9 protein-coding genes and 1 rRNA gene are annotated in these 12,205 nt (G+C 67.5%); 8 read left to right on the top strand and 2 right to left on the bottom strand.

The genetic code is table 11. The annotated features are described in order from the left end of the window. The first annotated feature begins 225 nt into the window (after positions 1 to 225). Genes RFN52_RS29540 through RFN52_RS29555 form a run of 4 tightly spaced genes read left to right on the top strand, consistent with a single transcriptional unit; the run spans position 226 to position 5,068 of the window. Positions 226 to 2,442 (top strand): polyribonucleotide nucleotidyltransferase, encoded by a 2,217-nt coding sequence (locus tag RFN52_RS29540; RefSeq protein ID WP_184850611.1) that lies wholly within the window; start codon positions 226 to 228, stop codon positions 2,440 to 2,442. Further along, complete coding sequence (locus tag RFN52_RS29545; RefSeq protein WP_184850613.1) at positions 2,439 to 3,818, top strand: M16 family metallopeptidase; 1,380 nt, start codon at positions 2,439 to 2,441, stop codon at positions 3,816 to 3,818. Before RFN52_RS29540 ends, RFN52_RS29545 begins: the two co-directional genes overlap by 4 nt. Positions 3,819 to 3,846: 28 nt before the next feature. Continuing rightward, positions 3,847 to 4,599: a 4-hydroxy-tetrahydrodipicolinate reductase gene (dapB, locus tag RFN52_RS29550; protein ID WP_184850615.1), complete on the top strand. Its 753-nt coding sequence runs from the start codon at positions 3,847 to 3,849 to the stop codon at positions 4,597 to 4,599. 13 nt (positions 4,600 to 4,612) lie between these two features. Next, on the top strand, positions 4,613 to 5,068 hold the full coding sequence (locus RFN52_RS29555) for a tetratricopeptide repeat protein (RefSeq protein ID WP_184850617.1): 456 nt from the start codon (positions 4,613 to 4,615) through the stop codon (positions 5,066 to 5,068). A 74-nt stretch (positions 5,069 to 5,142) separates the two neighbouring features. Here RFN52_RS29555 and RFN52_RS29560 read toward each other — a convergent pair whose 3' ends face one another. Together RFN52_RS29560 and RFN52_RS29565 are read right to left on the bottom strand one after the other, a co-directional pair. Beyond that, a complete protein-coding gene (locus RFN52_RS29560) occupies positions 5,143 to 5,697 on the bottom strand; it encodes an SCO5741 family PH domain-containing membrane protein (protein WP_184850619.1) in 555 nt (184 codons plus the stop codon). A 112-nt stretch (positions 5,698 to 5,809) separates the two neighbouring features. Then, positions 5,810 to 6,049, bottom strand: coding sequence for a hypothetical protein (locus RFN52_RS29565; RefSeq protein WP_184850621.1), 240 nt, complete (start codon positions 6,047 to 6,049; stop codon positions 5,810 to 5,812). Positions 6,050 to 6,224: 175 nt separating this feature from the next. Between RFN52_RS29565 and thyX the strand changes: the two genes are divergently transcribed. The 4 genes from thyX (at position 6,225) to RFN52_RS29585 (ending at position 11,945) form a co-directional block, all read left to right on the top strand. Continuing rightward, on the top strand, positions 6,225 to 6,965 hold the full coding sequence (gene thyX, locus RFN52_RS29570) for an FAD-dependent thymidylate synthase (protein ID WP_033313015.1): 741 nt from the start codon (positions 6,225 to 6,227) through the stop codon (positions 6,963 to 6,965). A 212-nt stretch (positions 6,966 to 7,177) separates the two neighbouring features. Continuing rightward, positions 7,178 to 8,077 (top strand): 4-hydroxy-tetrahydrodipicolinate synthase, encoded by a 900-nt coding sequence (gene dapA / locus RFN52_RS29575; protein WP_184850623.1) that lies wholly within the window; start codon positions 7,178 to 7,180, stop codon positions 8,075 to 8,077. Between the two features lie 154 nt (positions 8,078 to 8,231). Next, complete coding sequence (locus RFN52_RS29580; RefSeq protein ID WP_184850625.1) at positions 8,232 to 9,917, top strand: ribonuclease J; 1,686 nt, start codon at positions 8,232 to 8,234, stop codon at positions 9,915 to 9,917. A 502-nt stretch (positions 9,918 to 10,419) separates the two neighbouring features. Beyond that, positions 10,420 to 11,945 (top strand): 16S ribosomal RNA (locus RFN52_RS29585). Positions 11,946 to 12,205: the final 260 nt, after the last annotated feature.

Genomic DNA, 12,205 nt, shown 5'->3' on the forward strand with positions numbered 1-12,205 from the left:
GTGTCACCACTGCTTTGTAGTGTGGTAGCACAACGCAATACGGACGACACAGCACGACAAGAAGAGGAGAGGCGCACCCAGCCGCCGCCGGTCCTCGGTAGTGGCCCCCGGGAGAGTGAACCCCGGGTGCTTCGATCGAAGACCGGCCCGCACAGCACGGCGCGCTTCTCCGCAACCGTCCCCCTGCCACACGGGCCGGGAGACGAGGACGAGGAGAAATCACTAGTGGAGAACGAGACCCACTACGCCGAGGCCGTCATCGACAACGGCGCCTTCGGTACCCGCACCATCCGCTTCGAGACGGGCCGCCTGGCCAAGCAGGCCGCCGGCTCCGCCGTGGCGTACCTGGACGACGACACCATGGTGCTGTCGGCCACCACCGCCTCCAAGAACCCCAAGGACCAGCTCGACTTCTTCCCCCTCACGGTGGACGTCGAGGAGCGGATGTACGCCGCCGGCAAGATCCCCGGCAGCTTCTTCCGCCGTGAGGGCCGTCCCTCCGAGGACGCCATCCTCACCTGCCGCCTGATCGACCGCCCGCTGCGCCCCTCCTTCAAGAAGGGCCTGCGCAACGAGATCCAGGTCGTCGCCACGATCATGGCGCTCAACCCCGACCACCTGTACGACGTCGTCGCGATCAACGCCGCGTCCGCGTCCACGCAGCTGGCCGGCCTGCCCTTCTCCGGCCCGATCGGCGGCGTCCGCGTCGCGCTGATCCGCGGTCAGTGGGTGGCCTTCCCGACGCACACCGAGCTCGAGGACGCCGCGTTCGACATGGTCGTCGCGGGCCGCGTCCTGGAGGACGGCGACGTCGCGATCATGATGGTCGAGGCCGAGGCCACCGAGAAGACCATCAAGCTGGTCGAGGGCGGCGCCGAGGCGCCGACCGAGGAGGTCGTCGCCGCCGGTCTGGAAGCCGCGAAGCCCTTCATCAAGGTGCTCTGCAAGGCCCAGTCGGACCTCGCCTCCAAGGCCGCCAAGCCGACCGGCGAGTTCCCGATCTTCCTCGACTACCAGGACGACGTCCTGGAGGCGCTCACCGCCGCCGTCAAGCCGGAGCTCGCCTCCGCGCTGACCATCGCCGGCAAGCAGGAGCGCGAGTCCGAGCTGGACCGCGTCAAGGCGCTCGCCGCCGAGAAGCTCCTCCCGGAGTTCGAGGGCCGCGAGAAGGAGATCTCCGCCGCGTACCGCTCGCTGACCAAGACCCTGGTCCGTGAGCGCGTCATCAAGGAGAAGAAGCGCATCGACGGCCGCGGTGTCACCGACATCCGCACCCTGGCCGCCGAGGTCGAGGCCATCCCGCGGGTCCACGGCTCCGCCGTGTTCGAGCGTGGCGAGACCCAGATCCTGGGCGTCACGACGCTGAACATGCTCCGCATGGAGCAGCAGCTGGACACGCTGTCGCCGGTGACGCGCAAGCGCTACATGCACAACTACAACTTCCCGCCGTACTCCACCGGTGAGACCGGCCGCGTCGGCTCCCCGAAGCGCCGCGAGATCGGCCACGGCGCGCTCGCCGAGCGCGCCCTCGTGCCGGTCCTGCCGACGCGCGAGGAGTTCCCCTACGCGATCCGCCAGGTCTCCGAGGCGCTGAGCTCCAACGGCTCGACGTCGATGGGCTCGGTCTGCGCCTCCACCATGTCGCTGCTGAACGCCGGTGTGCCGCTGAAGGCCCCCGTCGCCGGTATCGCCATGGGCCTGATCTCCCAGGAGATCGAGGGCGAGACGCACTACGTCACCCTCACCGACATCCTCGGTGCGGAGGACGCCTTCGGCGACATGGACTTCAAGGTCGCCGGCACGAAGGACTTCGTGACCGCCCTCCAGCTGGACACCAAGCTGGACGGCATCCCGGCCTCCGTCCTGGCCGCGGCCCTCAAGCAGGCCCGCGACGCCCGCCTCCACATCCTCGACGTGATGATGGAAGCGATCGACACGCCGGACGAGATGTCCCCGAACGCCCCGCGGATCATCACCGTCAAGATCCCCGTGGACAAGATCGGTGAGGTCATCGGCCCCAAGGGCAAGATGATCAACCAGATCCAGGAGGACACCGGCGCCGACATCACGATCGAGGACGACGGCACGATCTACATCGGCGCGGTCGACGGACCGTCCGCCGAGGCCGCCCGCACCACGATCAACGGCATCGCGAACCCGACCATGCCGGAGGTCGGCGAGCGCTACCTGGGCACGGTCGTGAAGACGACCACCTTCGGCGCGTTCGTGTCGCTGCTCCCGGGCAAGGACGGTCTGCTGCACATCTCGCAGATCCGCAAGCTCGCCGGCGGCAAGCGCGTGGAGAACGTCGAGGACGTCCTCGGTGTGGGCCACAAGGTCCAGGTTGAGATCGCCGAGATCGACTCCCGCGGCAAGCTCTCCCTGATCCCGGTCATCGAGGGCGAAGAAGGCGACGAGAAGAAGGACGACGGCGACAAGTGACGTCCCGCGGCTTCCAGGCGACGGCCCGCACCTCTTCGGAGGCGCGGGCCGTCGCCCGTACCCAAACCCTCATCAAGGGTCAGAACGGCATCGGCACGGTCCGCAAGACCACCCTCCCCGGCGGCCTGCGCATCGTCACCGAGACCCTGCCCTCGGTCCGCTCCGCGACCTTCGGCATCTGGGCGCACGTCGGCTCCCGCGACGAGACCCCGGCGCTGAACGGCGCCACCCACTACCTGGAACACCTGCTCTTCAAGGGCACCGGCCGCAGGTCCGCCCTGGACATCTCCGCCGCGCTCGACGCGGTCGGCGGTGAGATGAACGCGTTCACGGCGAAGGAGTACACGTGCTACTACGCGCGCGTGCTCGACACCGACCTGCCGCTCGCCATCGACGTCGTCTGCGACATGCTCACGGGCTCCCTCATCCTCGAAGAGGACGTCAACGTCGAGCGCGGCGCGATCCTCGAAGAGATCGCCATGACCGAGGACGACCCGGGCGACTGCGTGCACGACCTGTTCGCGCACACGATGTTCGGCGACAACCCCCTCGGCCGCCCGGTCCTCGGCACGGTCGACACGGTCAACGCCCTCACCGCCGACCGCATCCGCCGCTTCTACAAGAAGCACTACGACCCGACGCACCTGGTCGTCGCCTGCGCCGGCAACGTCGACCACGCCAAGGTCGTACGACAGGTCCGCGCCGCCTTCGAGAAGGCCGGTGCCCTCAAGGACCTCGCCGCCGACCCCGTCGCCCCGCGCAGCGGCAAGCGGGCCCTGCGCACCGCGGGCCGCGTCGAGCTGGTCGACCGCAAGACCGAGCAGGCACACGTCGTGCTCGGCATGCCCGGCCTGTCCCGTACGGACGAGCGCCGCTGGGCCCTGGGCGTGCTGAACACCGCCCTCGGCGGCGGCATGTCCTCCCGCCTCTTCCAGGAGGTCCGCGAGAAGCGCGGCCTGGCCTACAGCGTGTACTCGTACACCTCCGGCTTCGCCGACTGCGGCCTGTTCGGCGTCTACGCCGGCTGCAGGCCCTCGCAGGTGCACGACGTGCTGAAGATCTGCCGCGACGAACTCGACCACGTCGCCGAGCACGGCCTCTCCGACGACGAGATAGGGCGTGCGATCGGCCAGCTCCGGGGCTCCACGGTCCTCGGCCTGGAGGACACCGGCGCGCTGATGAACCGTATCGGCAAGAGCGAGCTGTGCTGGGGCGAGCAGATGTCCGTCGACGACATGCTGGCCCGGATAACGTCGGTCACCCCGGACGACGTCCGCGAGGTCGCCCGCGAGATCCTGGGACGGCGGCCCTCCCTTTCGGTCATCGGCCCGCTGAAGGACAAGCAGGCGGCCCGCCTGAACGACGCCGTCGCCTGACCATTCCCTGGTGAAGGAAGCACAAGAGATGAGCAAGCTGCGCGTGGCGGTCCTCGGCGCCAAGGGCCGGATCGGCTCGGAAGCCGTACGAGCCGTCGAAGCCGCCGAGGACATGGAGCTGGTCGCCGCCCTCGGCCGGGGCGACAAGCTGGAGACGCTGACCGAATCGGGCGCCCAGGTCGCGGTCGAACTGACCACGCCCGACTCGGTCATGGCCAACCTCGACTTCTGCGTCGGCCACGGCATCCACGCCGTCGTCGGCACCACCGGCTGGACCGACGAGCGCCTCGCGCAGCTGAACGGCTGGCTGTCCGCCTCCCCGGAGACGGGCGTGCTCATCGCGCCGAACTTCTCCATCGGCGCCGTCCTCACCATGAAGTTCGCGCAGCTCGCCGCCCCCTACTTCGAGTCCGTCGAGGTCGTCGAGCTGCACCACCCGAACAAGGTGGACGCCCCCTCCGGCACCGCCACGCGCACCGCCCAGCTCATCGCCGAGGCCCGCCGCGCCGCCGGCACCGCCCCGGCCCCCGACGCCACGGCCACCGCCCTGGACGGCGCCCGCGGCGCCGACGTCGACGGCGTCCCGGTCCACGCGGTCCGGCTGCGCGGACTCCTCGCCCACCAGGAGGTCCTGCTCGGCGCCGAGGGCGAGACCCTCACGGTCCGGCACGACTCCCTCCACCACAGCAGCTTCATGCCGGGCATCCTGCTCGGCGCCCGCCGCGTGGTGAGCACCCCGGGCCTGACGTTCGGCCTGGAACACTTCCTGGACCTGAACTGAGCCTCTGACCGTCATGCGCGCAAAGCTCACCTACGCCCTCACGGCCGCCGTCCTGGTCGTCTACTTCGTCCTGGTCGGCAGCCGCGGCGTCCTGCTCATCGAGACCGGCACGCCCCTCACCGTCACCTTCGGCGTCGCGGTGCTGATCCTGCCGGTCATCGGCCTGTGGTTCCTGTGGAAGAACACCCAGTTCGCCCGCAAGGCGAGCCAACTCGCCGCCGAACTCGACGCCGAGGGCGGTCTGCCCGTCGACGAACTGCGGCGCACCCCCAGCGGGCGTATCGACCGCGACTCCGCCGACGAGGTCTTCGCCAGGCGCAAGGCCGAGACGGAGGACGCCCCCGACGACTGGCGCAGCTGGTTCCGCCTCGCCGTCGCCTACCACGACGCCCGCGACACCCCGCGCGCCCGCAAGGCGATGCAGCGCGCGATCGCCCTGCATGACGGCAAGCAGCCCGAAGCTGCCTGAACCGCGTCCCCACACATGCCGACGGGGCCGGACCGTATGGACGGTCCGGCCCCGCCGGCATGAAGCAGGGGAGGTCAGCGCGGGCCGTACTCCTCGGCCCACACCTCGACCGAGTCCGCCGCCCGGTCGAAAGCCACCGCGCGGCCCAGGAAGTCCGCGTTGTGCGTCGTCATCAGGGGCGGCATGCCGCCCGCTTCCCGGTCCCGGCGTCCGAGCAGCAGCGCCTGCCCCTGCACGGTCCGCGGCAGCCCCAGCCAGCGCACCGGCTGCTGCACCGTACGCACGGAGGCGACCTGTTCCCAGGGCGCCGTACGCGTCGTGAGGAAACCCACGTGCCGCAGCCCGCGGGCGCTGACCCACACGCCCATGCGCAGCAGCCGCAGCGCCGCGGCGATGACGAGCAGCGAGAGGGCGAACACGACCCCGGCCGACGCCAGTTCGGCCGTCACGGCGATGATGACCGCCGCGAACAGCACGAACGAGGCGAGCAGCAGCGCGAGCGCCGCGACTGCCACGCGCCACGGCCCGGGCCGGTACGGCCGCCGCCAGCGGTCACGGTCGTCGTGGGGCAACGGAACGTCGTCCGCCGCCTCGAAAACGCGGTCGGCCGTCAGGAAGGGCAGGGGCACGGCTGGTCCTCACTCGATCCATGCGTGGGCTGTGCCCGGTGAGGCTACCGATCTGTGTCCCCGGTCACCACTGGCGGGGGGCCGGATGGAGTCACCGCCGGTGCGGTGCGGTTCAGCGCCTCTCGGACGCCTGCGACTGCTGAGGCTGATCAGCCGTCTTGTCGGGCTTCAGTGCGGGAGTCCCGATGACCAGGGACCCCACGAGCCCCGCCACGATGGTGAGCCCCAGCAGCCAGCGGCCGGCCACCTCACCGACGGAGGACCGCTCGCGCGGTGGGGGAGTGACATTGCTGCGGAACCTGTCGGCCTCGGCGACGAAGGCAAACGGCACGGGTTCACGCCGACCGAACATCAGGGGTACGTCTCCTTCAAGGTGGAACGGATCACTTTCGTCTGTAGAGACGAACGAACTCCCTCATAGGTGCCCTGTTTCACCGACTTCATTGCGGCACGCCACCGATCGCACCGAATCGGCCGGGCCGTAGAGTGGCGTCGCCACACGACGAGATGGGAAGGCCCTGCCAACCGTGACCGACACCCCCGCCGACGACCTCAAGCCCAGCTACCGCAGCGACGTCACCGTCGAGCTGGTCAAGCACACCGCGTCCGACGCGGACGTCCTCTTCGCCGCCCGCGTCTCGACCCTCGGCGAGCAGTCCCTGGACGAGCTGAAGAAGGACCCCGAGCGTTCCAAGGGCCTGATCAACTATCTGATGCGGGACCGGCACGGCAGCCCCTTCGAGCACAACTCGATGACCTTCCTCATCAGCGCCCCGATCTTCGTCTTCCGCGAGTTCATGCGGCACCGCGTCGGCTGGTCGTACAACGAGGAGAGCGGCCGCTACCGCGAGCTCCAGCCCGTCTTCTACGTCCCCGACGAGTCCCGCAAGCTGGTCCAGGAGGGCCGCCCGGGCAAGTACGTCTTCGTCGAGGGCACCCAGGCCCAGCAGGAGCTCGTCGGCCGTGTGATGGAGGACTCGTACCGACAGGCCTACGAGGCCTATCAGGAGATGCTCGCCGCCGGTGTCGCCCGCGAGGTGGCCCGGGCGGTCCTCCCGGTCGGCCTGTACTCGTCGATGTACGCCACCTGCAACGCCCGCTCGCTGATGCACTTCCTCGGCCTGCGCACCCAGCACGAGCTGGCGAAGGTCCCGTCCTTCCCGCAGCGCGAGATCGAGATGGTCGGCGAGAAGATGGAGGCCGAGTGGTCCCGGCTCATGCCGCTCACGTACGCCGCCTTCAACGCGAACGGACGCGTGGCGCCGTAACGCACCTCCGGCCTCCGGGCCAGGTACAGATGTACGGTTCAGCCGCGCGAAGTGTCCGTATTGCGGCATTTGGAGAAGTTCATCTAGCCTGATCAAACGGGTCCGGCACTGCTTGAACCCCCGAGCAGGCAGTGCCGGGCTCCACCTTTGTCACGACTTGGCACCTGCCCCGCGGGCAGACCCGGTCCTGAGCAACGAGTAGCGTGTAACCCATGGCTCCGACCTCGACTCCGCAGACCCCCTTCGGGCGGGTCCTCACCGCCATGGTCACGCCCTTCACGGCGGACGGCGCACTCGACCTCGACGGCGCGCAGCGGCTCGCCGCCCACCTGGTGGACGCAGGCAACGACGGCCTGATCATCAACGGCACCACCGGCGAGTCCCCGACCACCAGCGACGCGGAGAAAGCGGATCTCGTACGGGCGGTCCTGGAGGCGGTCGGAGACCGTGCCCACGTGGTGGCCGGAGTCGGCACCAACGACACCCACCACAGCATGGAGCTCGCCCGGGCGGCGGAGCGCACCGGCGCACACGGCCTGCTCGTCGTGACCCCGTACTACAACAAGCCCCCGCAGGAAGGCCTCTACCGGCACTTCACGGCCGTCGCCGACACCACCGGCCTCCCGGTGATGCTCTACGACATCCCCGGCCGCAGCGGCGTCCCGATCAACACCGAGACGCTCGTCCGCCTCGCCGAGCACCCGCGGATCGTCGCCAACAAGGACGCCAAGGGCGACCTCGGTCGCGCCAGCTGGGCCATCGCCCGCTCCGGCCTCGCCTGGTACTCCGGCGACGACATGCTGAACCTGCCCCTGCTCTCGGTCGGCGCGGTCGGCTTCGTCTCCGTCGTCGGCCATGTCGTCACCCCCGAGCTGCGCGCCCTGGTCGAGGCGTACACCTCGGGTGACGTCCAGAAGGCCACCGAGATCCACCAGCAGCTGCTCCCCGTCTACACGGGAATGTTCCGCACCCAGGGCGTGATGACGACCAAGGCGGCCCTCGCCCTGCAGGGACTGCCCGGCGGGCCGCTCCGCGCCCCCATGGTCGAATGCGCGCCCGACGAGATCGAACAACTCAAGATCGATCTTGCCGCCGGCGGGGTACAGCTCTGACATCAGACTTCGCGCGGACTCCCGCGCAACTGCTTCACAACTGAATAAGCGGGCCACCGGTGCCCGCACCACCCCACAGACAACTGCTTCTGCACGAACGTCACGCGCGCCACGTGCCCCACCGGTACGTGGCGCGCGTGGTGAGGAGAGTCTTTTGAGTCATCCGCATCCCGAACTCCGCACGCCCCCGCCGCTCCCCGAGGGCGGCCTGCGCGTCACCCCGCTCGGCGGCCTCGGCGAAATCGGCCGGAACATGACGGTCTTCGAATTCGGCGGCCGCCTCCTGATCGTCGACTGCGGCGTGCTCTTCCCCGAGGAGGAGCAGCCCGGCATCGACCTGATCCTGCCGGACTTCTCGTCCATCAGGGACCGCCTCGACGACATCGAGGGCATCGTGCTCACGCACGGGCACGAGGACCACATCGGCGGTGTCCCCTTCCTCCTGCGCGAGAAGCCGGACATCCCGCTGATCGGCTCCAAGCTGACCCTCGCCCTCATCGAGGCCAAGCTCCAGGAGCACCGCATCCGCCCCTACACCCTGGAGGTGGCGGAGGGGCACCGTGAGCGCATCGGCCCGTTCGACTGCGAGTTCATCGCGGTCAACCACTCCATCCCGGACGCGCTGGCCGTGGCCATCCGCACGCCTGCGGGCATGGCGGTCCACACCGGCGACTTCAAGATGGACCAGCTCCCGCTGGACAGCCGCCTCACGGACCTTCACGCGTTCGCACGTCTGAGCGAGGAGGGCATCGACCTCCTCCTCTCGGACTCGACCAACGCCGAGGTGCCGGGTTTCGTCCCGCCCGAGCGGGAGATCTCCAACGTCCTGCGCCAGGTCTTCGCCGGCGCCCGCAAGCGCATCATCGTCGCGAGCTTCGCCAGCCATGTGCACCGCATCCAGCAGATCCTGGACGCCGCGCACGAGTACGGCCGCCGCGTGGCCTTCGTCGGCCGCTCCATGGTCCGCAACATGGGCATCGCGCGCGACCTGGGCTACTTGAAGGTCCCCCCGGGCCTGGTCGTGGACGTCAAGACGCTCGACGACCTTCCGGACAGCGAGGTGGTCCTGGTCTGCACGGGCTCCCAGGGCGAACCGATGGCCGCCCTGTCGCGCATGGCCAACCGCGACCACCAGATCCGCATCGTCCAGGGCGACACGGTCATCCTTGCGTCGTCCCTGATCCCCGGCAACGAGAACGCGGTCTACCGGGTGATCAACGGCCTCACCCGCTGGGGCGCCAACGTGGTCCACAAGGGCAACGCCAAGGTGCACGTCTCCGGCCACGCCTCCGCGGGCGAGCTGCTGTACTTCTACAACATCTGCCGCCCGAAGAACCTGATGCCTGTGCACGGCGAATGGCGCCACCTGCGCGCCAACGCCGAGCTGGGCGCCCTGACCGGCGTTCCGCACGACCGCATCGTCATCGCCGAGGACGGCGTCGCCGTCGACCTGGTCGAGGGCAAGGCGAAGATCTCCGGCAAGGTCCAGGCGGGCTACGTCTACGTCGACGGCCTCTCGGTCGGTGACGTGGGCGAGCCGGCGCTGAAGGACCGCAGGATCCTCGGCGACGAGGGCATCATCTCGGTCTTCCTGGTCATCGACTCGTCCACCGGGAAGATCACTGGCGGCCCGCACATCCAGGCCCGAGGATCCGGCATCGAGGACTCCGCCTTCGCCGACGTGATCCCCAGGATCACGGAGGTACTCGAACGCTCCGCGCAGGACGGCGTGGTCGAACCCCACCAGCTCCAGCAGCTCGTACGCCGCACGCTGGGCAAGTGGGTCTCGGACACCTACCGGCGCCGCCCGATGATCCTGCCCGTGGTGGTGGAGGTCTGACGGCCCGTCGGGTCTGAGCCGACGCCAACTGGGAGCGGGGCGCCTCGATTTGCATCGAGGCGCCCCGCTCCAGTAGGTTTACAACTCCTCCCGACGGGGCACCCGGGCCAACTCAGGCACCAGGGACCATGCCCGGCCGGAGAGGGAAATCCGACTCAGAACTTCTGATAAAGTCGGAACCGCCGGAAAGGAAAACGCGGAAGCGGGAACCTGGAAAGCACCGAGGAAATCGGATCGGAAAGATCTGATAGAGTCGGAAACGCAAGACCGAAGGGAAGCGCCCGGAGGAAAGCCCGAGAGGGTGAGTACAAAGGAAGCGACCGTTCCTTGAGAACTCAACAGCGTGCCAAAAGTCAACGCCAGATATGTTGATACCCCGTCCATCGGACAACCGATGGTCGAGGTTCCTTTGAAAAAACACAGCGAGGACGCTGTGAACGGTCGGGCCTATTCCGCCTGACTGTTCCGCTCTCGTGCGTGTCATCCCGATTACGGGAAAACATTCACGGAGAGTTTGATCCTGGCTCAGGACGAACGCTGGCGGCGTGCTTAACACATGCAAGTCGAACGATGAACCACTTCGGTGGGGATTAGTGGCGAACGGGTGAGTAACACGTGGGCAATCTGCCCTGCACTCTGGGACAAGCCCTGGAAACGGGGTCTAATACCGGATACTGATCCGTCTGGGCATCCAGATGGTTCGAAAGCTCCGGCGGTGCAGGATGAGCCCGCGGCCTATCAGCTTGTTGGTGAGGTAGTGGCTCACCAAGGCGACGACGGGTAGCCGGCCTGAGAGGGCGACCGGCCACACTGGGACTGAGACACGGCCCAGACTCCTACGGGAGGCAGCAGTGGGGAATATTGCACAATGGGCGAAAGCCTGATGCAGCGACGCCGCGTGAGGGATGACGGCCTTCGGGTTGTAAACCTCTTTCAGCAGGGAAGAAGCGAAAGTGACGGTACCTGCAGAAGAAGCGCCGGCTAACTACGTGCCAGCAGCCGCGGTAATACGTAGGGCGCGAGCGTTGTCCGGAATTATTGGGCGTAAAGAGCTCGTAGGCGGCTTGTCACGTCGGTTGTGAAAGCCCGGGGCTTAACCCCGGGTCTGCAGTCGATACGGGCAGGCTAGAGTTCGGTAGGGGAGATCGGAATTCCTGGTGTAGCGGTGAAATGCGCAGATATCAGGAGGAACACCGGTGGCGAAGGCGGATCTCTGGGCCGATACTGACGCTGAGGAGCGAAAGCGTGGGGAGCGAACAGGATTAGATACCCTGGTAGTCCACGCCGTAAACGGTGGGCACTAGGTGTGGGCAACATTCCACGTTGTCCGTGCCGCAGCTAACGCATTAAGTGCCCCGCCTGGGGAGTACGGCCGCAAGGCTAAAACTCAAAGGAATTGACGGGGGCCCGCACAAGCGGCGGAGCATGTGGCTTAATTCGACGCAACGCGAAGAACCTTACCAAGGCTTGACATACACCGGAAAGCATTAGAGATAGTGCCCCCCTTGTGGTCGGTGTACAGGTGGTGCATGGCTGTCGTCAGCTCGTGTCGTGAGATGTTGGGTTAAGTCCCGCAACGAGCGCAACCCTTGTCCCGTGTTGCCAGCAGGCCCTTGTGGTGCTGGGGACTCACGGGAGACCGCCGGGGTCAACTCGGAGGAAGGTGGGGACGACGTCAAGTCATCATGCCCCTTATGTCTTGGGCTGCACACGTGCTACAATGGCCGGTACAATGAGCTGCGATACCGCGAGGTGGAGCGAATCTCAAAAAGCCGGTCTCAGTTCGGATTGGGGTCTGCAACTCGACCCCATGAAGTCGGAGTCGCTAGTAATCGCAGATCAGCATTGCTGCGGTGAATACGTTCCCGGGCCTTGTACACACCGCCCGTCACGTCACGAAAGTCGGTAACACCCGAAGCCGGTGGCCCAACCCCTTGTGGGAGGGAGCTGTCGAAGGTGGGACTGGCGATTGGGACGAAGTCGTAACAAGGTAGCCGTACCGGAAGGTGCGGCTGGATCACCTCCTTTCTAAGGAGCACTTCTTACCGATCCCTTCGGGGTGAGGTCAGAGGCCAGTACATCAGCGAATGTCTGATGCTGGTTGCTCATGGGTGGAACGTTGACTATTCGGCCAGGACCTCGGGTCGGAGGCTGCTAGTACTGCTCGTAAGAGCGTGGAACGCATGATCTCCGGACGGGACTTGGCCGGGCACGCTGTTGGGTGTCTGAGGGAATGAACTTCCTCAGTCGCCGGCCCCGGTAAAGCACCATGGAAGTGGTGTGTGACG

The sequence above is a fragment of the Streptomyces collinus genome (assembly GCF_031348265.1).
In the GTDB taxonomy this organism is placed as follows: domain Bacteria; phylum Actinomycetota; class Actinomycetes; order Streptomycetales; family Streptomycetaceae; genus Streptomyces; species Streptomyces collinus.